This is a genomic window from Chroococcidiopsis sp. CCALA 051, assembly GCF_003015105.1.
In the GTDB taxonomy this organism is placed as follows: Bacteria; Cyanobacteriota; Cyanobacteriia; order Cyanobacteriales; family Chroococcidiopsidaceae; genus Chroococcidiopsis; species Chroococcidiopsis thermalis.
In genome coordinates, this window is sequence record NZ_PYCI01000101.1 from 1 (window position 1) to 24443 (window position 24443).

The following is a 24443-nucleotide window of genomic DNA, read 5'->3' on the forward strand; positions in this document are numbered from 1 at the left end:
ATCCCACACTCCACACCCTACACCCTTTCTTCACCCACCACTCAAAAAGGAGACAAGTAAAGTATATGAATTGCAATTTTATACTGTCTGTCGAATACAGGTAAGTACCAAAAGAGACAAGAAGCAAGTATAGAGATGCAGCGATTCAATCGACGCTTAATCGGCAACTGCTCCTATAATTACAATTTAAATACAATCGAGCGGATCGATATTTACTTTTTTCATCTAATTTGATAGGGTGAACTCTGCCCACTTTTTCTGCAAGATTAAGTAGGGTTGGGATTATCCGCCCTACTTTACTGTTCGCTCCTAAGATTGCTCATGTTAAGAATCCAGAAGCTTAATAAATCTTACGGAAAAAGACGAATATTGCAAGACCTAACTTTGCATATCTTACCAGGAGAAATTTACGGTTTATTAGGGGCAAATGGAGCAGGAAAAACAACTGTAATAAATATTATTTGTAATCTTCTACAAGCAGATAGCGGAGAAGTTAAGATCGGCGATCGAGCAGTTTCTGATGCTACCAAGAAAATTATTGGTATTGTCCCCCAAGAAAATTTACTCTACAAAACCTTAACTTGCACGGAAAATCTTAATTTTTTTGCCCAGCTTTACGGTATTTCAGTTAAGCAAAGAAAGCAGCAAATTCAGTCTTGTTTAGCTGCTGTCAACTTATTAGACTGGGCAAAAACTCCTGTAGAAAAACTCAGTGGAGGCATGAAACGGCGATTGAATATGGCGATCGCTTTAGTTCATCAACCCAAATTAGTTATTTTAGACGAACCAACCACAGGTTTAGATGTAGAGGCGCGTTACGAGATTTGGGATTTAATTCTACAACTCCAACGTCAAGGGACTACTATTTTACTCACCACTCATTTATTAGAAGAAGCCGAACGTCTTTGTCACAGAATTGGAATTTTGAAAAATGGTCAAATTGTCGCTGAGGGTAGTTTAGCTCAATTACGTCAACATATATCTGCTGAAGAAATTATTATCGTGCAGACAGATGAAGCGGAAAAAGCGATCGCCCGGGCAATAGAATTAGGTTTTAACTATCGTTACTATGGCAGAGATCTTGCTTTTTGGCTCCCAGAATCTTTAGATTTAAAAGAAATTATTTCTCTCTTTGAAGGCATTCCTCTTAATGCTATTTCTCGTCAACCCGTGCGACTAGAATATATTTATTTAGAAGTGACTAAATCAGTGGCTAGTGGCTAGTGAGTAGTGAAAATACAAATGACCTATTACCCATTACCCATTACCCATTACCAATCCTCCCATAATATAAGTAGCATGTATAGCGCGATCGTCTCCCATAATGACTAGGGTAAATATTCTTTCTGCTAATTCTGCTAAAGATGTTGGAGTTGCGTCAGAATTACGAAATGCCATTAATGGTGTAGCACGCGGATCTAAGACAACAAAATCTGCTTCTTTACCAGGATTAAAATTACCAATTTTATCTTCTAAATTGAGTGCTTTTGCTCCTCCTAAAGTTGCTAAAAATAGTGTTTGAAAGGGTGAGAGCTTTTGTTGCCTTAGTTGAGCGATTTTGTATACTTCGTTTGCGGTTTGTAGAAGAGATAAACTCGTTCCGCCACCTACATCTGTACCTAAACCAACTTTCACAGGACAATCTTTTGATTTAGCTGTTTCAATTCTAAATAGTCCACTACCTAAGAATAAATTTGATGTCGGACAAAATGCGATCGCGGCATTTGCTTGAGATAATCTATGAAACTCTGCATCAGTTAAGTGGACTCCGTGGGCAAACACAGAGCGATCGCCTACTAATCCAGCGCGATCGTACACGTCTAAATAACCCTGACTTTCTGGAAATAATTGCTTGACAAATGCAACTTCATCTACATTTTCTGATATGTGAGTATGCAAATAAACATCGGGAAATTCTTGTAAAAGTCTTCCAGCAATTTGTAATTGCTCGTTGGTTGAAGTTATGGCAAAGCGGGGAGTTACAGCATAAAGCAAGCGGTCTTTTTTATGCCATTTCTGAATGAGAGCTTTTGTTTCTTGATATGATGTTTCTGCGGTATCGGTGAGAAAATCTGGAGCGTTACGATCCATCATCACTTTACCAGCGATCGTTCGTAGATGGCGGCGGTTAGCTTCCTCAAAAAAAGCATCTACAGATTCAGGATGAACGGTAGCAAATACTAATGCTGTTGTCGTACCATTTTTCAATAATTCATCGAGAAAGATAGCTGCTACTTTTTGAGCATAGGTTTTATCTTTAAATTTCCCTTCAGTAGGAAATGTATATTTGTTCAACCACGTTAGTAATTGTTCCCCGTAGGCGGCAATGATTTCTAGTTGGGGAAAGTGAACGTGAGTGTCAATAAATCCTGGCATTATCAGCATCCCAGGATAAGCAGTTATTGAAATTTCTTTGTATTTGTGCTGGAGGCTATCGTAGGTTCCTATTTCTTTAATTTTGCCATCTTCTAAAACTAATAATCCATCAGGAATATAGCGCACGCTTTCTAATTCAGATACGTAGAATGGATCGGCAATAAAATCTAGAAACGAGCTACGAAAAGCCTTAAGAGATGACATAAAGAATCTCTGATGAATGTAGTTATTGCTTAGCGATCGCCGTTCTATAGCAATCCTAGATGAATCGTAAAATTGATTGTCCGTGTAGAGACGTTACATGTAACGTCTCTACACGGGAAACGTTCGCTTCCTAGTACGGGCGCACAGCCGTGCGCCCCTACGATTAACTTCTCAAATTCAAACTAAATTTCTCTACTAGAGATTCTCTGACTTTTTGATGCACGGGTTCTACTTCTGCATCGGTCAAAGTGCGATCGCTTGCCCGATAAACTAATCGAAAAGCCAAACTTCTTTGTCCGGTAGGAACACCTTGACCCCTATACTCATCAAATAATTCTACCGACTCTAGTAACTGACCACCTGCATGAGCGATCGCCCGTTCTAATTCTGCTACCGAGACATCTACGGGGGCAAAAAAAGCAATATCTCTGTCGGCGGCTGGATAAGTAGAATAAGGTTTGAAGCGAGGAACGAGCATTTCCTCTACATCCAAAGCATCAAATAGCAAATCTAAATCGAGTTGGAAAACATAAACCTCATCCGGTAAACCTCTTTCTTGCCGTAACTGGGGATGCAACTGTCCGAAGACACCTAAGCGGTTTCCTTGCAACCACAAAGAAGCCGTTCGTCCTGGGTGCAAGCGCGTATCTTGTCGGCTGGGTTGATATTCAATCAACAATCCCAAACGCTGAAATACGCTGTCTAATATACCCTTTGCCTCATACCAACTCATAGGGCGATCGCGTCCGGCGCTGACCCATTTACCTTGCGTTGGATCGCCACCTAAAATCCCTCCAATCGCCTCCATTTCATCGATCCCAGCTTCATCTTGAGTAAAGATTCGCCCAATTTCAAAACCATTGAGCGCCCCATTTCCCTGTTCCAAATTATATTGGAAGGCATCAACTAAACCAGCAATCAAATCCGTCCGTAAGGCTGCATATTCCGCAAATAAAGGGTTAGCCAGCACCACCTGCCGATCTTCCCCTGGTTTCACCAAAGAATAGTGCATCAACTCTGTTAATCCTGCTGCCCGCATTGCTTCTCGGATTTGCCGCGTTAGCTGTTGTTCGACCGAAAGAAAGCCAAATTCTGTTGCTTCTGGCAACGTGGTGCAGAATTTATCGTAACCGTAAACGCGGGCAATTTCTTCAATTAAATCGATTTCCCGCTCTAGATCGCGGTAGCGATAAGGTGGTACGGTAACGATCCAGACGCGCTCTTTTTCTGCGTCTGGTGTGACTTGACAGCCTAACGCCGTCAAGATTTGTTGCATTTCGTCTGGCTGCAATTCTCCATCCGTATCGCCAAGATCGACTAAGCCTAAAATTTGATTGACGCGATCGAGGCGCAGTTGGATCGATCGCGACAGCGTACCCATATCCGGTCTGCGATCGGCAATTTGCTGACTTACCGCTGTACCCCCAGCTATTTGCTGGATTAAACTAATGGCGCGACGACAGGCTAATTCTAATTCAGCATAATTCACGCCGCGCTCGTACCTTGCCGAAGCTTCTGTACGCAACCCCAAACTGCGCGCTGAACGACGGATCGCCACAGAATCAAATAATGCTGCTTCTAATAATAGATTTTGAGTTGTGTCGCCAACTTCCGTTGCTTCTCCTCCCATCACTCCAGCTAAAGCCACGGGTCGATCGTTAGCGGTAATCAGCAGAGTTTGACTTGTCAGGTTGCGGCTTTGTCCGTCTAAAGTTTTTAAACTTTCTCCCGATTCAGCAAAGCGAACGCCAATGGTAATTGTAGAGACGTTACATGTAACGTCTCTACATAAAGAATCGCGATCGAATGCGTGTAGCGGTTGTCCCCACTCCAACATAATGTAGTTGGTCGCATCCACCACATTATTAATCGGTCGCATTCCTGCTGCTTGCAAGCGCTGTTGCAACCATTCGGGAGAAGGTGCAATTTTTATTCCTTCAATCACAGTACCAATATAAGCCGGACAAGCTTGCGGTTGGAGAACGGAGATCGCTAATCCCTCTGTTGTCGGAATCGATAAAGTATCTGGTTGTGGTAATCTCAGCGTTGCTCCAGTTAAAGCCGCTACTTCCCGTGCAATCCCTACCATGCACAGCGCATCGGCACGATTTGCCGTTGCTGTCAAGTCTAAAATTGTGTCGTCTAAACCTAGAAGGGGGCGAACGTCATCACCCAACTGTAGGGGCGCACGGCTGTGCGCCCCTACTTCATCAAAAATATGGATACCAGCAGATTCTTTCGATAGTCCTAGTTCTGCTAGGGAACAAATCATGCCTTCGGAACGCACTCCCCGCAGATTGGCAGCGCGAATTTTCACGTCAATTTTAGGTAAGTAAGTGCCGACGGTAGCAACTGCTACATAGATATCTGCACGTACATTCGGTGCGCCACACACAATATTTAAAGGTTCACCTTTGCCAATATCGACCTTCGTAACGCTCAATTTATCAGCGTTAGGGTGGCGCTGACACTCCAGCACTTTGCCGATGACGACACCATCAGCCCAAGTACGACGGTCTTCGATCTCTTCCACCTCGAAGCCAGCCATAGTGAGCGTATGAGCCAACTCCTCTGGAGTCATCGTGATATCGACTATTTCTCGCAGCCAGTTCAAAGAGATACGCATGGAGTGTGTTTGCTTGTTTCAATCGCAGCTCATCTATCTTACAAAATTCTCGATCCAAAACCTACGTGCTTTTACCCCCTAGTCCAACAGCTGGCTAATTGATGTTTAAACAAAACTCACAATTACCCGATATTGCTGCCGATAACTTTAGCAATTCTTCAACGATTCTCCGCAAGACTAACCTAGTAAAAGTCAATTTTTATTTGAATAATTGATTCAGAGTGTAACAATTCTGTTTGCTTCTATTGTTTGCGTCCATTGTGCAACGTCGAGTCTGTTATGAGCTACTGCTTAAATCCAACTTGCCAGTCTCCAGAAAACCCAAATTCTGTCGCACAGTGTCAGTCTTGTGGGTCGCCCCTGCAAAAACTGCGCGATCGCTACCGCGTGACGCAAGCACTAGCCCAAGGTGGCTTTGGTGCAACCTTCTTAGCTCAAGATGATAGTTTACCCGGACAACCCTGGTGCGTTATCAAACAACTGCGCCCTTCAATCAATACTCCTGAAGTTTTGACAATGGCGCGGGAATTATTCGCCAGAGAAGCACAAACCCTTGGCAAAATTGGCAATCATCCCCAAGTGCCAAGATTATTAGACTATTTTGAAACCGATCGAGAATTTTATCTAGTTCAAGAATTCGTCAACGGTTTAACCATCCAGCAAGAGATCAAACGTAAAGGTCTAATGAGCGAAGCTGGAGTCAAGCAATTTTTAAGTGAAATTTTAGGAATTTTAAAATACATTCACTCGCAACAAGTTATCCATCGAGACATCAAGCCCAATAACTTGATCCGCCGCAGTGAAGATGGCAGACTCGTCTTGATTGATTTTGGTGCGGTCAAAAATCAAGTGAGCAAAACCTATAGCAGCCAAATCGAAAATACCACCCTGACTGCTTTTTCTGTGGGGACGAATGGCTTTGCACCACCAGAACAAATCGCCATGCGTCCAGTCTACGCCAGCGATATTTATGCTGTGGGCATCACCTGTATTTTTCTCTTAACTGGAAAATCTCCGAAAGATTTTGACTATCACCCTTCTACAGGTGAAATGCTCTGGGAGCAAGAAGTCAGAATTAGTCAGCACCTAACTACCGTGTTGCGGAAAATGGTTGAGGCTTCCGTCCGCCACCGCTATCAATCGGCTGATGAAGTCCTCAAAGCATTGGAGATGGAACCATACTTCGACAGCATCTCGTCTGGAATGGCTACGCAAGTTCGCTCCCGCCCTACGAGTACCCCTGCTTCCCAACCATCTCAACCTTCGCAACCAGTTTATTCTGGCTTGAATTCCCATCAGCAGTATGTAGCAGCATTAGCTCAGAATATTCGGGCGCGACGCGAGTTGGGTGCTACGACTGGTGTAAATACTCAAATGACTCGCCAACAGCCAGTTGCGGCTAGAGCAAATGCCGTAACAACCGTAAAAACCCCTAGCCCAACCAAATTAAAATCCAAAGAAGCGGAGCGTTTAGATTCTGGCAGTTTACTAAACGCATACATCAATGGCAGAAGAGATTTTACCTCTCAAGACTTGAGCGCGATCGATTTACGGAGAAAAAATCTTGCAGGTATTAAATGTTACGCTTCCAGGCTCGATCGCGCAAACTTGCAAGAAGCAGTTTTGTGTAACGGTGATTTTGGGCAAGCTTGTCTCAGTCAAGCCAATCTGAGAAATGCCGTATTGACCAAAGCATACATGAGTTATACCGATTTGTCGGGAGCTGATTTACGTGGTGCAGATTTAAGCGGTGCTTATTTGAGCAATGCTAACCTCAGAGGCGCAAATTTGTGCGGTGCTAATCTAACTGGTGCGACTCTTTCTGACGATCAGCTGGCACTAGCTAAGACTGATTGGTTTACTAAAAAACCTAACAGAAGGGGATAGTTTAAATTGCTGCTGAGTAAGCTTCATCCACTTTAAGTGTTGTGCCAGAGATGAATTTGGCATCATCAGAAATTAGATCCGAATTTTATCTGCTTTATGCAACCCAAAATCTATCTCAGGAAGAATAGAGAAAGCGATTCATCCGTCATATGGTGGAAGATAGCAGCTAACTAAGGTATGCAATAGATACCTCTAAGCATTCCATGCCAAAAGTTACCCGCTCCCAGATTGCTTCCTACGGGGTTGCTATCCTTGCCGTAATGCTAGCTCTGGCGCTCATGTTGGGGCTAGACTCTTGGCTGGGAATGACAAAAACTCCGTTTTTGCTGTTTTATGGGGCAGTAGCGATCGCGGCTTGGTATGGAGGGTTAAAACCTGGAATAGTAGCAACTGTCTTATCGATTCTATTCAGCAATTACTTCTTTCACTACCCGACTTATACATTTATAGTTGACCTGCCCGACTTGCTGCGGCTAGGATTGTTTGCCTTACAAGGAGTCATGATTAGCTATCTGTGCGAGGAGTTACGCATAGCAAAGCACAGAGCAGAGATCGACCGACAGCGAGAACAGAAAGCCAAAGCTCAAGCAGAGGCAATGCAACAAAGATTGGCTTTTTTAGATCGTGCCAACACCGTACTCACATCTTCCCTCGACTATGAAACAACATTGCGATCGGTTGTAGAACTGACTATTCCCGAATTTGCCGATCTCTGCACTGTCGATATTCTCCCCGCAGACATGGCGATTAATCCTTTGGCTGCCGTTCAAGCTACAGATCCCGCACAAGCAGACTTGGTGCGTCAACTGACAGCTACCTATCCCTTAGATTTAAACGACCAAACACACCCAATTACTAGAGTTTTTCATACAGGGCGATCGGAATTAATTCCTGAAGTCACAGATGCCAACTATGTAGCTATGGCGCGAGATGCCGAGCAGTTGCAATTTTTTCGGCAACTAGGGATTAAATCTGCGATTTGCGTACCGTTGATTGCAGGTAGAGAAGTGTTTGGCGTACTGTCGCTGATGCTGACAACTTCTCAGCGTCATTACTGTAACGAAGATTTAACCTTAGCGGAGGAACTGGGACGGCGCGTCGGGTTGGCAATGGAAAACTCTCGCTTGCATCGCCAATTAAAGCAAGCAATGCAACGACAAGAAGCAACCCTGGCATTGATCGATACTTGGTTAGCTAGTTCTCCTGTCGGTTTAGCTTTTTTAGACACCGATCTCCGCTACGTCCACGTCAACCAAGCTTTGGCAGACATTAATGGCATCCCCCTCAAAGACCACTTCCATCGCAGCGTGCGAGAAGTGCTACCAGCGTGGGGCGATACGCTAGAACCAGTTTTGCGGCAAGTGATGCAAACGGGAGAGCCACTGCTTAATCAAGAACTTAGCGGTGAAACAAATTCCCCAGGAGTTTATCGCCATTCTCTGGTCAATTTTTATCCCGTTTGTCTGGCAAACGGACAGACATTGGGTGTAGGTGCAACTGTAGTCGATATCACTCAACTCAAACAAACTCAAACATCACTGAGTCAACGGGAAGCTGAATTAAGCCTAATTACCAACACCGTACCCGCGCTGATTGCCTATGTCGATCTTAACCAGCGCTATCGCTTTGTGAACCGCACTTACGAACAATGGTTCGGTCATCCCGCTACAGAAATTTGTGGCAGGCATATACGGCAAGTCTTAGGCGAAGCTGCTTACGATAAAATTCGCCCTTATGTAGAGCAAGCACTGGCAGGGCAAGCAGTCAGATACGAAAGTCAAGTTCCCTATCAAGATGGTGGAGTGCGTTACATCGAAGCAGTTTATATTCCTCAGTTCGACAGTCGAGGACAGGTAGAGGGGTTTGTCTCTTTAGTCAGCGATATGACCGATCGCAAACGTGCCGAACTAGAGCGCGATCGCCTGTTGCAGCAGGAGCAAGCGGCACGTCAACTTGCAGAGTTAAATATCCAGCGAGTTTACCAATTACAAAATTTGACTGCGGCTCTAGCTCAAGCATTAACGACAGAGCAAGTCAGAGAAATTTTACTGCATCAAGGACTAGCTGCCTTCAATGCCACAAGAGGCTGGATCGGTTTGCTGCATAAAAATGGTAAAACGGTAGAGATTGTCTGCTCGATTGGCTACCAGGAAGCAGAAATTGCCCCCTATCGGCGCGTACCGCTAACGACACCACTTCCCCTCACCGATGCAATCCGCACGGGGGAAATGGTCATCGCGCGATCGCCTGCTGAATATCAACAGCTTTATCCGAGTCTCGCCGAGACATATATTGCTTCTGGTTCTCAAGCAATTGCCAGCTTACCATTGACAATCGAAGGGCGAACAATCGGTTCTTTAGGGCTAAGTTTCAACCAACCCCGCGATTTCGATGTGGCAGAACGTGCCTTTATGATGACACTTGCACGGCAATGCGCCCAAGCTCTGGAGCGATCGCGGTTGTACGCTGCTGAAAAAGTTGCAAGAGAGGTAGCAGAATCCGCAAATCGGATTAAGGATGAATTTTTAGCCGTACTATCCCACGAATTGCGATCGCCCCTCAACCCGATCCTTGGTTGGGCAAAATTGTTGCGATCGCGTCAATATAATGAAGCAGCAAGAAACCGCGCCTTAGAAACTATCGAGCGCAATGCCAAACTTCAAGCCCAACTCGTAGACGATCTGCTTGATGTCTCCCGCATTCTCCGAGGCAAACTGGCATTAAAATTCGTCCCGGTGGATCTCGTCAGTACGATCCGAGCTGCAATGGAAACGGTGCAACTAAGTGCTGAAGCGAAGCAGATTCATTTAGTTTTTGAGGGAGCAGGGACGAGCTGGGAGCAGGGAACTGGGAAAGACAAGGGGGACAAGGGGGACAAGGGAGACAAGGAAGCAGCAATTACAATCCAAAATCCAAAATCTAAAATCCAAAACTTCCCGACTCCCACTCTCCCACTCCCGACTCCCCTAGTTCTAGGGGACTCAGGACGATTGCAACAGGTGGCATGGAATCTGATATCTAATGCGGTTAAATTTACTCCTGCTGGCGGACGAGTCGAGATTTCGCTCCAACTTGAGCAGGGAGCAGGGAGTAATTCTAACCACCAGCCACCAGCCACTAGCCACTCATCCACAACCAATTACCAATCACCAATTACCAACTTTGTCCAAATCCAAGTTTCCGACACTGGCAAAGGCATTAGTCCTGATTTTCTGCCTTATGTATTCGATTACTTTCGCCAAGCCGATAGCAGTACAACTCGGACTTTTGGCGGATTGGGCTTGGGACTGGCGATTGTACGTCACTTGGTAGAATTACACGGTGGTACGGTTGGCGTAGATAGTCTGGGGGAAGGACAGGGAGCTACGTTTACTGTGACATTACCGTTGTTGGAAGGGAGTCGGGAGTCAGAATCAATTCATCACATACCACGCACTACCCATCACTCACCGCTTCCGCTGCAAGGCGTGCGCGTATTAGCAGTAGACGACGATCCAGATATGCGAGAGTATGTGACTTGCGTGTTACAACAGCATGGAGCAGAAGCGACGGTCGTGAGTTCGGCAGAAGATGCACTAGTGGCTTTGTCTCAACAAGTGCCGGATATCATTTTGAGCGATATTGGGATGCCGCTGATGGATGGTTACATGCTGTTAGAAAAAGTTAGAAGTATGGTGCAGCCTCGATCGCTGTCAATTCCTGCAATTGCCCTAACTGCTTATGCTGGAGAATACGACCAACAAAAAGCAATTACCGCAGGATTTCAGTTGCATTTGCCTAAACCTGTAGACCCTGATGAATTGGTGAAAGCGATCGCGGAGCTTGTTTCGACAACTCGTTCTTGAGATCGCTCCCAATGTAACAAATAATTCATCTCGATGACGCTATTCAGTTATTATGCGTGTCGTTTTTGATGCCAGTTCCAAGCATGACTGATAATTTTATCTATCTGTGGATATTGGGGATTCCAACCCAGAATTTTTCTGGCTTTTTCACCGCTACCAACGAGTGCAGGCGGATCTCCAGCGCGGCGATCGCTTTCTACAACTTTAATTTCTCTTCCCGTAACTTGCTTGGCAGTATCGATGATTTCTCTAACTGAAAAACCATTACCGTTACCTAAATTAAAAATTGTTGAATCTCCACCTTGTAACAGATATTCCACACCCAGAATATGAGCATCGGCTAAATCGCTAACGTGGATGTAATCGCGAATACAAGTTCCATCAGGAGTATCGTAATCAGTCCCAAAGATTGAGACAGACTGGCGTTTACCTAAAGCTGTTTGCAGTACCAAAGGAATTAGATGAGTTTCTGGATCGTGGTCTTCTCCTAACAATCCAGTTGGATCTGCACCAGCAGCATTAAAATAGCGAAAACAGACAGATTTGAAGCCATAGGCAACATCAAAGTCAGCTAAAATTCGCTCTACCATCAATTTAGTCGCACCGTAGGGATTAATTGGACTTTGGGGATGGTCTTCGGGAATCGGCACTGTTTTAGGTACGCCGTAGGTAGCGCAAGTAGAAGAGAAAACGAATTTATCGATTGATGCAGCCTGCATTGCCTCTAGTAAGGTGAGCGTGGCAACGACGTTATTACGATAATATTTATCTGGGGTCGTGACAGATTCGCCCACATATGCATAAGCAGAAAAGTGCATGACAGCGGCGATGTCGTACTTAGCAAATAATTCGTCTAGTAAGGGGCGATCGTTAATATCACCAACAATCAAATCCACTTGTAAAACCTGTTCGACTAAATCGCGATGACCGTAGACTAGGTTATCGAGAACGACTACGCCGTATCCAGCTCGTTTGAGTGCTAATACTGCGTGGGAACCAATATATCCCGCTCCACCAGTAACTAAGATTGTGGGTTTTACAGACGACATTCTCTTCTCCCCTTTGCTGCAACAATCTTTTAATGTAACTGATTATTTAGTTGTCAGGGAGCAGGGAAGAGAGTTGAGGGAGCTGGGGGAGAAAAACTACTTCTGTCTTCTGTCTCCTGGCTTAATCATTACCCGTTCCAGCGCTAAGTATCTGTTATGTGAGTTTGCCCAATTTAAACATCTCAAGTTCCATCTTGTAGTATTTATGAGTCCGTCCAATTGGTATCATGTTCAATCTTTGCATCACGCGAATTGAAGTTGTATTTTCGGGTCTAGCAACTGAGTAGATTGTGGGTAATTTTAGAATATTAAATCCATAGTTAAGAATTGCCCTGGCTGCTTCCGTGGCGTATCCATTTCCCCAAGCAGACTTCTTGAGATGCCAACCGATTTCATAATCTTGTGTCCATTGTTCTGCTTCATCTCGCAAGGGAATGAGAATAATCGTACCGAGAATTTCAGGCGTTGCTTTACTTACAACTGCCCAAAAGCCTCCACCATTAAGTTGAGTCGATAATATTACCCAGCGTTGAAGTAGTTTAATTGCGTCTTCAGTACTAGTAGTTTTAGTTTTAATAAATCGCGTCACTTCTGGATCGCTATAAATTTGAAAAGCCGATTCTGCATCCTCTTCAGGAATCCAGCTACGAATCGTGAGGCGATCGGTTTGGGCAATGGTAGTCATAGCCTTTGGTAGCATGAAATACACAATCCGTAGTAGGGGCGCACAGCTGTGCGCCCCTACCAGTATATTGCGATCGAACCAAAAGATTTCAGTTATCGCTTTGCATCATGAGGTGACATTAAATCCCTTGTTGCTTAGCAATCACGCGATCGCGCCAACGTAACAGCGGCTTGTCATGAATTCCGACACTATTTAAACCATCTACAGTTTGAAACAAATAATCAGCACTAGAACCGAGTTCTCCCTTAGCAGTGGCAAGAGTATCAACAGTAGCGTCAAAAGAAATATTACCCGCGTAGCCCGAACGATGCCGATTCACAACAAAAGCGATCGCCTCTACAACTTGCTTATCGTGATAAAACTTGACCCAAGTAGGAACGTAGGAACCAACAATCATTTCTCGCCGCCAGACGATGGTTAATTCCGACATGACATGAGCCGCAGCGATTCTGTAGGCAATGCCGCGACAACTACCACCGCGATCGAGTCCCAAAACCAAACCAGGGTTATCCGGCGTACCGCGACCGAGGGGAGTCCAGAGGCAAAAACGGCGATGCAAACCGTAAATCGTACCAGTGCGATATTCAGCAAAATGAAAAATTGGGTTCCAAATCAGAGAACCGTAAGCAAACAACCAAATATCAGAATTGGGTTTTTGTCGTGCTAAAGTTTGTTGAATAGATGCCTGCAACTCCGCCTCGCTTAGCAGGAGTTTTCCCAATTTAGATTGAGCGATCGCTTTTTGTAGCAGCCCTGATTCGAGATAGGCGCGGGTGAGAATCATAGCAACGGCGAGAAGAACTGCCTCAGACTTCAACCATCCTACAATAGACCTGTTGCAGATAAAACTCAAGAAAGCGCATTTGCAATAAGTCTAAGATGTCTACCAAATCATCTTGCTGCGGTTTTGAAGCATTTCTACGTAAGTAGCTAGATTCAAGTTAACCAACAGAACCATACACTATCTAAGTAGTGGAAAGCGGGTGAGGTAGTGAGAATAGGGCGTAACAACTGGCACATTTTCCCAAGACTATTCAGATGGCTGCGACATCTCCCCTCAAGTCTGCGTACTCTACTGCTTGTGGCGGTTTACGTTTTAGCTGGGCTAGGTCTAGAAGAATTAGCCGCTGTCTTTGACACGGCGGCAGCTATCAGCCCTTGGGAGCCATCAGCCGGACTTCACTTCGTGCTTTTGTTGGGGTTTGGTCTGCGCTATACCCCTGAGTTGCTGCTCATTCCGTTACTACATATGTTAGTGGTGAGTCCACTAAACATTGCTCCGTTATACGTGTTACTCTGTGCTATCTGGATAATGCTAGGCTACAGTCTAGCCAGTGCTTTGTTGCTGCACAAGTTACACATCGATCCATACCTCCGCCGTTTTCGGGACGTTTTTAGATTTACTATTGTCACCTTTATCACATCGCTTGTAGTTTCTGGGCTATATGTAACGACGTTAGCAGCAGCTGGCAGTCTTTCTTGGTCTCAATGGACGGTGCAAGTCATCCGCGAATGGGCTGGAGAGGCTACTGGCATTGCGATGTTAGCGCCGCCGCTTTTACTTTTGTTACGCCTAGCATCTGAGGCTAAGTGGCAGGATACTCAAGAAGGACCGACGCAGCAGATCGGCTCAGCTCGGTTGAGGAGTCAAGCGGTGCTAGATTACAGCATAGATCTGACTGCTTTAATTTTCGCTATCTGGCTCGGTTATGGATTTCCACCAGGATTATCTTTAGAATACAGCTATTTTGTGTTTTTGCCGTTGATTTGGATTGCAGTGCGGCACGGATTCGAGCGAGCAGTGCTGGCAGTTTTAATCATCAATATTGGTGTCACGCTCCTAGTTTACATTCGCTCTGGGAATAATACATTAGCCTTACAGTTTTGCTTGATGACAGTTTCATACACGGGTTTGCTTGTGGGTGCTGCGGTTACAGAACGCCAGCGAGTAGAAGCGTCACTGCGAGAGAGTCAGCAACAATATCAAAATTTGTACGATTCTGCTCCCGATTCCTATGCCTCGATCGCAGTTAATGGAATTATTAGATCGATCAATCAGATTGGTGCTGATTTTCTAGGCTACCGCAAACAAGAATTGATCGGCAGACCGATTTGGCTGACGATTTACCAACCAGATTGGCAGTTGGCTCAACAGTGGTTGGATAGAGTCTTGAGGGAAAGGTTGGTCACTAGTGAAAATGAACTGCGCAAAATTCGTAAAGATGGCTCGGTTGTGTGGGTTCGCGAACGCAGCCAACTACTATTTGACCAAGATGGAACGCCTACGGAGTTGCACGTAATTTGTCGAGATATTACAGAGAGTAAGCACGCAGAGGAGCAACTGCTGCACAATGCGTTTCACGATGCCCTCACTGGTTTACCCAATCGAGCTTTATTCATGAATCGCCTAGAGCGTGCGGTGGAATATAGTAAACGAGATGAAGATTATCTATTTGCTGTCCTCTTCCTTGACTTAGATCGTTTTAAAGTAATCAATGATAGTCTCGGGCATACACTTGGAGATGAATTTCTCATAGCTATTGCTAGAAGAATAGAAGCTTGCATACGCCCTATAGATACGGCGGCGAGACTTGGGGGAGACGAATTCACCATCTTGCTTGAGGGTATTGATGACATCAGCGACACTATCCAAGTCGCCGAACGAATACAAGCCCAACTGACATTGCCCTTCAATCTAGGCGGACAAGAGGTATTTACGACAGCAAGTATTGGCATTGTCCTGAGGACGACAAGTAATAACCATCCAGAAGACCTACTGCGCGACGCTGACATCGCTATGTACCGAGCCAAGAGCTTAGGTAAAGCGCGATACGAGATCTTCAACCCAGAGATGCGCAATCGCGCCATCGCACGCTTGCAGATGGAAACGGAGCTGCGACGAGCGATTGAGCGTCAGGAGTTTCGGATTCACTATCAGCCGATCGTATCGCTGCAAACTGGTAGAATTGTAGGCTTTGAGGCGCTAATCCGCTGGCAGCATCCAAATCGAGGTCTGGTTTACCCCACCGAGTTCATGTCCATTGCAGAAGAAATCGGGTTGGGTATTTCTCTAGACCAGTGGGTGCTGCGAGAAGCTTGTCACCAACTTCAACAGTGGCAAGAGCAATTCTTATCTAGCCCAGCTGACGAGGAAAGCGCCGCGAGTGATTCCTCAAGAGCAATTCAATCCTTAACCATTAACGTCAATCTTGGTACTCCCCAGTTTGGGCAAGCTGAGCTGCTACAGCACATCGATCGAGTCCTACAGGAGACTCATCTAGATGCTTCTAGTCTACAGCTAGAGATTACAGAAAATGCGATTATGCAGAATGATGAAGCGGCAAGTGTCATGCTCTCGCAACTCGGAGCGATGGGAATTCGGTTGCTCGTTGATGACTTTGGCACTGGCTATTCATCTTTAGGTCGTCTTCACCGCTTTGCGATCGATATGTTGAAAATCGATCGCTCTTTTGTTAGCAATATCGGGACTAGTGCGGTCAGTCTAGAAATCACTGAAACAATCGTGACGCTTGCCCAAAAGCTTGACGTAGACGTGACAGCAGAAGGAGTAGAAACAGCAGAGCAATTAGCCCGGTTGAGAGAGTTGAACTGTGGATACGGACAGGGATATTTTTTCTCTATGCCACTAGAAGCTTCAGCAGCAGAGGCATTGATCGTGACAAATCCACGGTGGTGAATTGAGGCGATCGCACTTTATTCTTTTGTACAAAAACCGTTAGAGCAAGAGCAAGGAAACACAGGCAGATAATTACAAATTATTCTGACTCCTGACTCCTGACTCCTGACTCCTGTTTACTTCACAGCTGCTTCTCGCGCTGCGGCTGCTTGGTCGGGATGAATGCCCAAGCGAGTCAGATTGATCCTACCTTTGCCATCGATCTCTCTAACTTTGACAATCACTTCATCGCCAACTGTGACCTCGTCTTCAACTTTCCCTACACGATAGTCAGCCAGTTGAGAAATGTGGATCATGCCTTCTTTTCCAGGCAAAAATTCCACAAACGCGCCAATGGGAATAATTCGAGTCACGCGACCAGCGTAGACTTCTCCTTCTTGTAGCTTGCGGGTCATTCCCTGAATGATGTTACGAGCTTTTTTCGCTTTGCTCTCATCCACCGCAGAGATAGTCACCGTGCCATCGTCTTCAATATCGATTTTGGCTCCAGTTTCTTCGGTGATCCCTTTAATTGTTTTGCCACCAGGTCCGATAATCATGCCGATCAGATCTTGCTCGATCTTAATTGTCAGCAGACGCGGGGCAAAGGCTGACATTTCGCTACGCGGCTGGTCGATCGCCTGAAGCATTTTTTCCAAGATGTGCATCCGTGCGGGACGCGCTTGGTCAATGGCTTGCTTGATCGTTTCCAGGGGCAGCCCAGAAATTTTCATGTCCATTTGCAGGGCTGTAATTCCTGTATCCGTTCCAGCCACTTTAAAGTCCATATCGCCCAAGAAGTCTTCAATCCCCTGAATATCAGTCAGGACGCGGACTTCGGAACCTTCTTTAATCAGTCCCATCGCCGCCCCACTCACGGGTTTGAGAATCGGAACGCCTGCATCCATCAGGGAAAGAGTGGAACCGCAGACCGAACCCATCGACGTAGAACCATTAGAAGAGAGGACTTCCGACACTACGCGAATGACGTAGGGAAAATCAGCTTTGGGTGGTAAAATGGGCAGGATGGCACGTTCTGCTAGGGCTCCGTGACCGATTTCCCGCCGACCTGGGGCGCGCAGAGGTTTTGTTTCCCCAACCGAGAAGGGTGGAAAGTTGTAGTGATGGATATAGCGTTTTTCTAGGTCTTCTTGCAGATCGTCAGACAAGTTTTGAGCATCGCCTGGTGTCCCTAAAGTACAGGCAGACAGAACCTGCGTCAGACCTCGATTGAATAAACCGCTACCGTGAACCCGCTTGGGTAAAACATCCACTCTACAGGAAACAGGGCGTACTTCGTCTAGTTTGCGTCCGTCAACCCGCACGCCATCTTCAACAATTTGCCGTCGCATCAATTGCTTGGTCAAATCTTTGAAAGTGTTACCCAGTGCTTTGCTTTCGGTAGTCGTAATCACCTTTACCGGATCTTCTTCTGGCAGTTCGGCGATCGCTTCGGCAACAGCTGCTTTCACTTCATCAAGGGCAGCATCGCGGCTATTTTTGTCAAGCTCAAACTGCGAGAGAATTTGTTTGATTTGAGTTTGGGCGCGATCGCGAATGAAGTCTGTTAAAGTAGAATCCACTTCTGGCGGTGTGACTTGTGGCGGTTCGACCCCTAACTCCTTGAGAAAGTCTTGTTGAGCAGCGATCAAATCTCGCACGGCTTCGTAGCCGAAATCGATCGCCTCAACCATATCCTGTTCTGATAGCTGGTTAGCTCCAGCCTCTACCATAATCACGCCGTCTGGAGTGCCTGCTACCACCAGATCCAAATCTCCGGCTTTAATTTCAGCATAGGTAGGGTTAATAATAAAATCATCCCCTACCAAGCCGACGCGCACGGCTGCCATTGGTCCATTAAAAGGAATTTGTGCCAGCATCACCGCCATTGATGCACCCGTTACCGCTAGCACGTCCGGCGGGACTAACTCATCCATTGCCAGAGTCGTCGCCACGACTTGCAGATCGTCCCGCAGCCAACCAGGAAACAGCGGACGCAAGGGGCGATCGATCAAGCGACTCGTCAGAATCGCCTTTTCTGGCGGACGACCTTCACGCCGCAAGAAACCACCTGGAATTCGACCGACAGCGTAGAGTCTTTCTTCATAATCTACCGTCAGGGGAAGAAAATCAATGCCTTCTCTGGCTGTACTTCGGGTTGCAGTAACTAAAACTGCTGTATCGCCTGATTGAATTAACACTGCTCCCCCAGCTTGAGGGGCTAACATACCTACTCTAAGTCGAATATCCCTTCCATCGAAGGATATTGACCTATCCATCTCTACCATTTAGTTTTTTGTCCTTCTTAATCGCTATTCTGATTCTGTCGCAATCCTAGCACCGATATACCTCTAGTGGGTTGTCACGGAAGAAGGGGAGTCGTAGGGGCGGGTTTTGGCAGGACACCTGTATTAGAAATATCCCTCGACAGAAAAGAAATTCAAATTAGCTGGTGCGGATCGCGTGATTATGCCTGCTTCCATTGGTGCAGAACGAATGGTACAGATGATTGTGCAGAAGCGCGATCGAATCGGTAGTGATGGTTGTTAGATAACTGGTAACTGGTAGTTGGTAGTTGGTAACTGGTCACTAGCCACTAGCCACTAGCCACCAGTCACTAGTCACTATTAAATCCGATCGCTTGCTCTTTTCATTGCTTTAGCAAAAATACATTTTTCATTTAGTTCTACTTAATTAAAATAGTATAAAAGTTGATTTGTTTCCCTGACTGGGGTTAGGAGTGGGTGGGTGTCGAAGGCTGCTAAGTTTTTGCTAATTGGTTCAACTGAGACTTACAGTGGTAAGTCTGCCACTGTATTAGGTCTATCTCATCGATTGCAACAAATGGGGCTGGATCTTGCCTACGGCAAACCTTTGGGTAGCTGTTTTAGTGAAGATACCACAGCCGCGATCGCTGATGCTGATGTTGAGTTTGTGACTAAACTACTGAAACTCCCACCACAGCGGGTATTTCCCACAATCTTATCCTTGGACGAAAATGCCATTGGCAAACGCTTGCGAGGAGAAGACAACATCGACTACCGCGAACGCCTGAAGCAATATCTGCAACTTCCAGCAGGCGATCTGACAGTCTTGGAAGGACCGGGAACTCTGGAAGAGGGCAGTTTGTTCGATCTGCGAATGCTGCAAGTATCTGAAATTATTAATGCTTCAATTCTACTAGTGTCTCGCTACAAATCGGCGTTTTCTGTGGAACCATTGATTTCGGCACGACGGCGCTTGGGCGATCGCTTAATTGGCGTGCTACTGAATGATATTCCTCTCGAACAGATGGAAGCTGTAGCAGCAGAAGTCAGTCCTTATCTAGAAAAACGCAGTATTCCAGTTTTAGGAATGCTGCCTAGCAATCGCTTACTCAGAAGTGTCAGCGTTAGAGAATTAGTCAATCAGTTAAAAGCAGATGTCCTTTGCCGTGCCGATCGCCTCGATCTGATGGTAGAAAGTTTGGCAATTGGAGCTATGAATGTCAACTCAGCGTTGAGATATTTCGGACAGCGGCGAAATATGGCTGTCGTCACGGGAGGCGATCGCGTTGAAATTCAATTAGCAGCTTTGGAAAGTTCTACTCAATGCCTCATTCTAACGGGCAAGCTTCCCGCACCAACTTTTATCCTTAGTAAAGCAGAAGAACTCGAAATTCCCATCCTCTCGGTCGATCTCGATACGTTAACTACAGTAGAGATCGTCGATCGCACGTTCGGACAAGTGCGCCTGCACGAACCCTTCAAAGTTGAATGCATCCGTCAGTTAATGACAGAACATTTTGACTTTAATCGCTTATTATCTCAACTCGACCTCAGCCCTGCTGTTGCTTTGCCTTAGATCTAAATTATCCATAAATAGTTGCCATTCCCTGCGGTTCGTGCGAGTATTTACCACTTGCTATAGGTTGATATGTCTCGTTATATAAACACAAACTCTCGGGATGCTTGGCAACAAATTGCATCATCTGGCGATGAAATTTCCCTCTGAAAAATGCTTGCAAGCTTTGCGGCGATCGCCAATAACTTACCATCACAACTTCATTAGCAGCGCAAATCCCTGCTTTAACTTGCACGCAGCCATCAGCCGTTGCTGTGGTGTTCTTAATCCACAAGAGATTTTTCCACATCCAAATCAAGCCTGCGCGATCGCGTGCCAAGAAACCGTTCACAAAGGCGATCGCTTCGGGGTTTTCTGGTAACTCAACTTGATATATTGAATAACTCATACGAGAATCACCTCATTAATTGGTGGTCGATCGACTAATTTTGACCAGTAGAGACGTTGCATGTAATGTCTCTACAGCCATTGCAGATCGGTTAATATGCAATTAGTTGAATATACTATTATCATATGCACTTTTTTGCATAAGTAAAGTAAAGAAATATTATGGCTTTAACGCACGCGATCCTCGCCAGATTAATTGATACTCCCTTAAGCGGATACGATATAGCCCAACAATTTGATGGCTCAGTTGGCTACTTCTGGGCAGCAAGTCACCAGCAGATTTATCGAGAATTATCCAAATTAGAACAACAAGGCTGGATTGCAGGCGAAACTGTGCTTCAAACAGGAAAACCAGATAAAAAGCTTTACTATGTGACAGAAATAGGCAAACAACAGCTAAAGTCTTGGATAGCTTCCCCCTCAGAGGCTTCACCAATCAAGGACGATTTATTAGTCAAAATTTTTGCTGGTTATGTCGCTCCTCAAGCGATCGCGATCGAGTTGAAGCGTCATCAAAAAGCGCATCAGGAAAAGCTGGCAGCATACAAAGCTATAGAGCAAAAGTACTTTAGCAATCCGCAAATACTATCCGAAATCGAAAAGTTTCAATACCTCACTCTCCTGAATGGTATTAGTTACGAAACTCACTGGCTGTCTTGGATCGATCGAGCAATAGAGTTACTTAAATAGCAGGGGACAATTCGCCATTCGCACTTTTACGCTGCGCTACACTAGCCCTAGTCTTCGACAAAGCGTTTCCCCTATGGGAAAACAAGCTACATGTTAGCCAAAGGCGAAGCGTTCACGCAGTATAGCGCAGCGTTTAGCGTTACGCAATTTGCAATTCACAATTAACTAACCTCCTGCTACTCGCCACTGATAACTCCCAATTACCAATTACCATTCTTCCCTGATAACTAATAACTGTTCTCTGCTAGAATAACTAGGTTGTGTATCCGAACCTACGTCCTTGATCGAGCAGAGCCAGTCTATCAATGTATCCGATGTCGATACCCTTGCCCAAGAGTTGGCAACGATTCAGCAAACGGGCGCAAAACGAATTGCTTTACTGGGGTCGCGTCACGTCCCCCTGACTCATCAGCACTTAATCGAAATGATGAGCTACGCTCTGGTTCTGTCGGGTAATCGGATTATAACTTCCGGTGCGACGGGGACAAATTCAGCTGCTATTCGCGGTGCGATGCGTGCCGATGCGAATATGTTGACTGTAATTCTGCCACAAAGTTTAGAGCGTCAACCTCTGGAATCGCGCCAGCAGTTAGAAAAGGTGATGCATTTAGTAGAAAACGCCAAAAACGACCAAATGTCTTTGGCAGAAGCTAGTGCTGTATGCAACCAAGAGATCGTTTCTCGTTGCCAACAGCTAATCTGCTTTGCTTTCCACGATAGCCGCACGCTTTTGCAAACTTGCCAAGAGGCAGAAGATCAAAGGAAGATCGTGACGCTGTTCTACCTTGACTGATCGAGATGAACTCACAACTCCCTACTTCAGCAATTTTTCTCTTCTGTATTGCAGTAGCAGCAGTACTGGTTTATGTACCGTTTCTCCTTGTCGGTTACGGACGAGTGCAAGCTGGCTACGATATGGCAGCTCCTCGTGCTATGTTTGACAAGCTACCACCCTACGCGCAACGAGCAGCTTGGGCGCATCAAAATTCATTTGAGAATTTCACCATTTTTGCGCCAGCCGCATTGATGGCATATGTTACGGGAGTTGATTCTACCTTGGCTGTGGGAGCGGCGATCGCCTTTGTGGTAGTGCGATTGTTTTACTCGATATTCTACATAGCTAACATCCCCTTAGCGCGATCGCTGATGTTTGCGATCGGTAGTCTTTGCTCTGGTATCTTGTTTGTTACTAGCATCCTACAAGCAACTAGTTATCAGTGACCAGTTATTAGTGGCTAGTGGCTGGTGACTAGTGGTAAGTGGGGTGTAGGGTGTAGGGTGTAGGGTGTAGGGTGTGGATATTTTAAATTTCTTTCTCCCTTGTCTCCCTTGTCTCCCCCCTCTCCCTTGTCTCCCTTGTCTCCCCCTCTTCCTTGTCTTTCTATAGCCTCTAGCCCCTCATTCTTATGGCTTCTACTTTTTCCTTCGATATTGTCAGCGACTTCGATCGCCAAGAACTAGTTAATGCTGTCGATCAGACTAGCCGCGATATTAAAAGCCGTTACGATCTCAAAGATACTCAAACGACAGTAGAGTTAGGTGAAGATACGATTACTGTCAACACCGATAGCGAATTTACGCTCGAATCCGTTCATACTATACTGCGCGAAAAAGCTGCAAAGCGTCAACTATCTCAGAAAATTTTCGATTTCGGCAAAGTGGAATCTGCTAGTGGTAACCGCGTCCGGCAAGAAATTAAGCTCAAGAAGGGCATCAGTCAAGAAATTAGCAAACAAATCTCTAAATTGATCCGCGATGAGTTTAAAAAAGTGCAAGCTTCAATTCAAGGTGATGCTGTACGGGTGTCAGCGAAATCTAAAGATGACTTGCAAGCTGTAATGGGACGCTTGAAGCAAGAAGATTATCCTGTAGCTCTACAATTCACCAATTATCGATAAAAGTCAAAAGTCAAAAATCAAACTTGGTTTGTGTTGGTTCGATTTCAAGGAAACAGTTCTTTCCCTGGATAACAGCTTAGGTGAACTTTAGCTTAGGTGAACTTTTCTTAAAAAACATCTGAATATATGTTCATATGTTATCCTGATGGGAGAGGTGAATAGGATTAAAACTATGACGACAGTAACTTCAATGAAATGTGCTTGTGACAATTGCTTGTGCGTTGTTTCCTTAGAGGACGCGATTCAAAAAGATGGCAAGGCTTACTGTAGTGAAGCCTGTGCTAGCGGTCATCCCGATGGTAGTAGTGGCTGCGGTCACACTGGTTGCGGTTGCGGCTGATCTGATTTTGAATTTCGGGTTGTATAAACATTACATATCTAGTAGCTTCCATTACTGTGTTAAAAGAGAGTAGGAAATGAAAGTTTTCTACTCTTAATTAAAGTAAGGGTAGAATCACCTGAAAACAACTACCAACGTTAACTTGGCTCTTAACAGCTATTTCGCCTCCGTGCTGCTTCACAATTGCTTGAGCAATTGCCAAACCTAATCCCAAACCCTTTTGCTGTTGTTGCGCTTGTTCGGAGCGCCAAAACCACTGAAATATTGAAGCATGATGCTCTGGTGGAATACCAATACCTGTATCTTCAACTGAAACGATCGCTTTACGTTTAGACTTGCGTACTGCGAGAGAAATACTACCTCCTTTTTCCGTATAAGCGATCGCGTTCTCCAGTAAATTTGAGAATAAACGACTCAAATGAATTGGATCTCCCCGCACAGATAAACCAGGTAGCAATTGAGCTTGAAAAGCAATACCTTGTGACGTAGCACGGGCATCGAACTGTTCTAATATAGGTAAAAGCAATTCTTCTAAGCGAATATTTACTGTCTCTAACTCAGTTGGTAAAAGTGCTACCTCGCTCCGAGTCAAAATCAGTAAATCTTCTACCAGATGCTCTAGTTCGTCAGTAGCGTTAGCAACGATCGTTAATTTTTGCCGATCGAGTGGTATTGCTGATTCTGCTTCTCCTGCTAGCAGTGCGATCGCTAAGGTAATTCGCGTCAACGGGTGGCGGAGATAATGAGATATATTCGTAACAGTCTGTTTGAGCTGTCGAAAGCTTTGTTGTAGCGGCTGGGAGTTCCACTGACTGAGGTGAACGCCACTGATACTAAAGATAAATAAAATAGCGATTCCCTGACAGCCAAGCCAGAGCCGCAGCCGAGCCAAAATCATTTCTAATGGCTGTGTGGATTCTGTCTCTTATACACATCT

Annotated in this window: 19 protein-coding genes and 2 pseudogenes; 11 read left to right on the plus strand and 10 right to left on the minus strand. The window is 45.4% G+C overall.

All coding sequences use genetic code 11. The annotated features are described in order from the left end of the window. Positions 1-321 precede the first annotated feature (321 nt). Entirely contained in the window at positions 322-1224 is a 903-nt protein-coding gene (locus tag C7Y66_RS21355; protein WP_106547140.1) for an ABC transporter ATP-binding protein, read from the plus strand. A gap of 33 nt (positions 1225-1257) precedes the next feature. Here the strand turns inward: C7Y66_RS21355 and guaD are convergent, their stop codons facing one another. Continuing rightward, positions 1258-2580 (minus strand): guanine deaminase, encoded by a 1323-nt coding sequence (guaD, locus tag C7Y66_RS21360; protein ID WP_106547141.1) that lies wholly within the window; start codon positions 2578-2580, stop codon positions 1258-1260. Positions 2581-2743: 163 nt separating this feature from the next. Continuing rightward, a complete protein-coding gene (gene pheT / locus C7Y66_RS21365; protein WP_106547142.1) occupies positions 2744-5206 on the minus strand; it encodes a phenylalanine--tRNA ligase subunit beta in 2463 nt (820 codons plus the stop codon). 279 nt (positions 5207-5485) lie between these two features. Here pheT and C7Y66_RS21370 point away from each other — a divergent pair, with 279 nt between their 5' ends. Beyond that, positions 5486-7093 (plus strand): serine/threonine-protein kinase, encoded by a 1608-nt coding sequence (locus C7Y66_RS21370; RefSeq protein ID WP_106547143.1) that lies wholly within the window; start codon positions 5486-5488, stop codon positions 7091-7093. 1 nt (position 7094) lies between these two features. Here the strand turns inward: C7Y66_RS21370 and C7Y66_RS33465 are convergent. Beyond that, positions 7095-7169 (minus strand): annotated as a pseudogene (locus tag C7Y66_RS33465) (oxidoreductase); the annotation flags it as partial. Between the two features lie 127 nt (positions 7170-7296). Here C7Y66_RS33465 and C7Y66_RS32005 point away from each other — a divergent pair. Beyond that, positions 7297-10938 (plus strand): PAS domain-containing protein, encoded by a 3642-nt coding sequence (locus C7Y66_RS32005; protein ID WP_199197556.1) that lies wholly within the window; start codon positions 7297-7299, stop codon positions 10936-10938. A gap of 50 nt (positions 10939-10988) precedes the next feature. Here C7Y66_RS32005 and galE read toward each other — a convergent pair whose 3' ends face one another. The 3 genes from galE to C7Y66_RS21405 form a co-directional block, all read right to left on the minus strand. Continuing rightward, positions 10989-11987 carry a UDP-glucose 4-epimerase GalE gene (galE, locus tag C7Y66_RS21395; RefSeq protein WP_106547144.1) on the minus strand — a complete coding sequence of 333 codons (999 nt, stop codon included), beginning with the start codon at positions 11985-11987 and terminating at the stop codon, positions 10989-10991. A gap of 154 nt (positions 11988-12141) precedes the next feature. Then, complete coding sequence (locus tag C7Y66_RS21400) at positions 12142-12672, minus strand: GNAT family N-acetyltransferase (protein WP_015156163.1); 531 nt, start codon at positions 12670-12672, stop codon at positions 12142-12144. A gap of 118 nt (positions 12673-12790) precedes the next feature. Beyond that, a complete protein-coding gene (locus tag C7Y66_RS21405) occupies positions 12791-13456 on the minus strand; it encodes a gamma-glutamylcyclotransferase (RefSeq protein WP_106547145.1) in 666 nt (221 codons plus the stop codon). A 297-nt stretch (positions 13457-13753) separates the two neighbouring features. Here C7Y66_RS21405 and C7Y66_RS21410 point away from each other — a divergent pair, with 297 nt between their 5' ends. Further along, the gene (locus C7Y66_RS21410; protein WP_199197557.1) at positions 13754-16369 is read left to right on the plus strand and encodes an EAL domain-containing protein; all 2616 of its coding nucleotides are present in this window, start codon (positions 13754-13756) and stop codon (positions 16367-16369) included. 116 nt (positions 16370-16485) lie between these two features. Here the strand turns inward: C7Y66_RS21410 and C7Y66_RS21415 are convergent, their stop codons facing one another. Further along, entirely contained in the window at positions 16486-18636 is a 2151-nt protein-coding gene (locus C7Y66_RS21415) for a polyribonucleotide nucleotidyltransferase (RefSeq protein WP_106547147.1), read from the minus strand. Between the two features lie 127 nt (positions 18637-18763). Here C7Y66_RS21415 and C7Y66_RS33470 point away from each other — a divergent pair. After that, positions 18764-18859, plus strand: a pseudogene (locus tag C7Y66_RS33470) (TrkA family potassium uptake protein); the annotation flags it as partial. On the opposite strand, the gene C7Y66_RS33065 reads toward C7Y66_RS33470, so the two are convergent. After that, positions 18816-18938 carry a hypothetical protein gene (locus C7Y66_RS33065; RefSeq protein ID WP_255410031.1) on the minus strand — a complete coding sequence of 41 codons (123 nt, stop codon included), beginning with the start codon at positions 18936-18938 and terminating at the stop codon, positions 18816-18818. The pseudogene C7Y66_RS33470 and the gene C7Y66_RS33065 overlap by 44 nt on opposite strands. A 158-nt stretch (positions 18939-19096) precedes the next feature. Here C7Y66_RS33065 and C7Y66_RS21425 point away from each other — a divergent pair, with 158 nt between their 5' ends. After that, on the plus strand, positions 19097-20191 hold the full coding sequence (locus tag C7Y66_RS21425; RefSeq protein WP_106218101.1) for a phosphotransacetylase family protein: 1095 nt from the start codon (positions 19097-19099) through the stop codon (positions 20189-20191). A gap of 7 nt (positions 20192-20198) precedes the next feature. Here C7Y66_RS21425 and C7Y66_RS21430 read toward each other — a convergent pair whose 3' ends face one another. Further along, positions 20199-20579: a monooxygenase family protein gene (locus C7Y66_RS21430; protein WP_106547148.1), complete on the minus strand. Its 381-nt coding sequence runs from the start codon at positions 20577-20579 to the stop codon at positions 20199-20201. A gap of 161 nt (positions 20580-20740) precedes the next feature. Between C7Y66_RS21430 and C7Y66_RS21435 the strand changes: the two genes are divergently transcribed. The 5 genes from C7Y66_RS21435 to C7Y66_RS21455 all read left to right on the plus strand — a co-directional run bounded on the left by C7Y66_RS21435 (position 20741) and on the right by C7Y66_RS21455 (position 23506). After that, positions 20741-21268: a PadR family transcriptional regulator gene (locus C7Y66_RS21435; protein ID WP_106547149.1), complete on the plus strand. Its 528-nt coding sequence runs from the start codon at positions 20741-20743 to the stop codon at positions 21266-21268. Between the two features lie 280 nt (positions 21269-21548). Further along, positions 21549-22061: a DNA-processing protein DprA gene (locus tag C7Y66_RS21440; RefSeq protein ID WP_015156156.1), complete on the plus strand. Its 513-nt coding sequence runs from the start codon at positions 21549-21551 to the stop codon at positions 22059-22061. Between the two features lie 5 nt (positions 22062-22066). Continuing rightward, positions 22067-22489, plus strand: coding sequence for an MAPEG family protein (locus tag C7Y66_RS21445; protein WP_106547150.1), 423 nt, complete (start codon positions 22067-22069; stop codon positions 22487-22489). Positions 22490-22674: 185 nt separating this feature from the next. Next, positions 22675-23166, plus strand: coding sequence for a YajQ family cyclic di-GMP-binding protein (locus C7Y66_RS21450; protein ID WP_106547151.1), 492 nt, complete (start codon positions 22675-22677; stop codon positions 23164-23166). A 172-nt stretch (positions 23167-23338) separates the two neighbouring features. Then, positions 23339-23506, plus strand: coding sequence for a metallothionein (locus tag C7Y66_RS21455; RefSeq protein WP_071925448.1), 168 nt, complete (start codon positions 23339-23341; stop codon positions 23504-23506). A gap of 97 nt (positions 23507-23603) precedes the next feature. Here the strand turns inward: C7Y66_RS21455 and C7Y66_RS21460 are convergent, their stop codons facing one another. After that, positions 23604-24404: a cell wall metabolism sensor histidine kinase WalK gene (locus C7Y66_RS21460; protein ID WP_106547152.1), complete on the minus strand. Its 801-nt coding sequence runs from the start codon at positions 24402-24404 to the stop codon at positions 23604-23606. Positions 24405-24443 lie beyond the last annotated feature (39 nt).

Excerpts from the sequence above, each read along its gene's own strand:
- C7Y66_RS21355 (WP_106547140.1), top strand. The coding sequence starts at position 322 with ATGTTAAGAATCCAGAAGCTTAATAAATCTTACGGAAAAAGACGAATA.
- guaD (WP_106547141.1), bottom strand. The coding sequence starts at position 2,580 with ATGTCATCTCTTAAGGCTTTTCGTAGCTCGTTTCTAGATTTTATTGCC.
- pheT (WP_106547142.1), bottom strand. The coding sequence starts at position 5,206 with ATGCGTATCTCTTTGAACTGGCTGCGAGAAATAGTCGATATCACGATG.
- C7Y66_RS21370 (WP_106547143.1), top strand. The coding sequence starts at position 5,486 with ATGAGCTACTGCTTAAATCCAACTTGCCAGTCTCCAGAAAACCCAAAT.
- C7Y66_RS32005 (WP_199197556.1), top strand. The coding sequence starts at position 7,297 with ATGCCAAAAGTTACCCGCTCCCAGATTGCTTCCTACGGGGTTGCTATC.
- galE (WP_106547144.1), bottom strand. The coding sequence starts at position 11,987 with ATGTCGTCTGTAAAACCCACAATCTTAGTTACTGGTGGAGCGGGATAT.
- C7Y66_RS21400 (WP_015156163.1), bottom strand. The coding sequence starts at position 12,672 with ATGACTACCATTGCCCAAACCGATCGCCTCACGATTCGTAGCTGGATT.
- C7Y66_RS21405 (WP_106547145.1), bottom strand. The coding sequence starts at position 13,456 with ATGATTCTCACCCGCGCCTATCTCGAATCAGGGCTGCTACAAAAAGCG.
- C7Y66_RS21415 (WP_106547147.1), bottom strand. The coding sequence starts at position 18,636 with ATGGTAGAGATGGATAGGTCAATATCCTTCGATGGAAGGGATATTCGA.
- C7Y66_RS21430 (WP_106547148.1), bottom strand. The coding sequence starts at position 20,579 with ATGAGTTATTCAATATATCAAGTTGAGTTACCAGAAAACCCCGAAGCG.
- C7Y66_RS21435 (WP_106547149.1), top strand. The coding sequence starts at position 20,741 with ATGGCTTTAACGCACGCGATCCTCGCCAGATTAATTGATACTCCCTTA.
- C7Y66_RS21445 (WP_106547150.1), top strand. The coding sequence starts at position 22,067 with ATGAACTCACAACTCCCTACTTCAGCAATTTTTCTCTTCTGTATTGCA.
- C7Y66_RS21450 (WP_106547151.1), top strand. The coding sequence starts at position 22,675 with ATGGCTTCTACTTTTTCCTTCGATATTGTCAGCGACTTCGATCGCCAA.
- C7Y66_RS21455 (WP_071925448.1), top strand. The coding sequence starts at position 23,339 with ATGACGACAGTAACTTCAATGAAATGTGCTTGTGACAATTGCTTGTGC.
- C7Y66_RS21460 (WP_106547152.1), bottom strand. The coding sequence starts at position 24,404 with ATGATTTTGGCTCGGCTGCGGCTCTGGCTTGGCTGTCAGGGAATCGCT.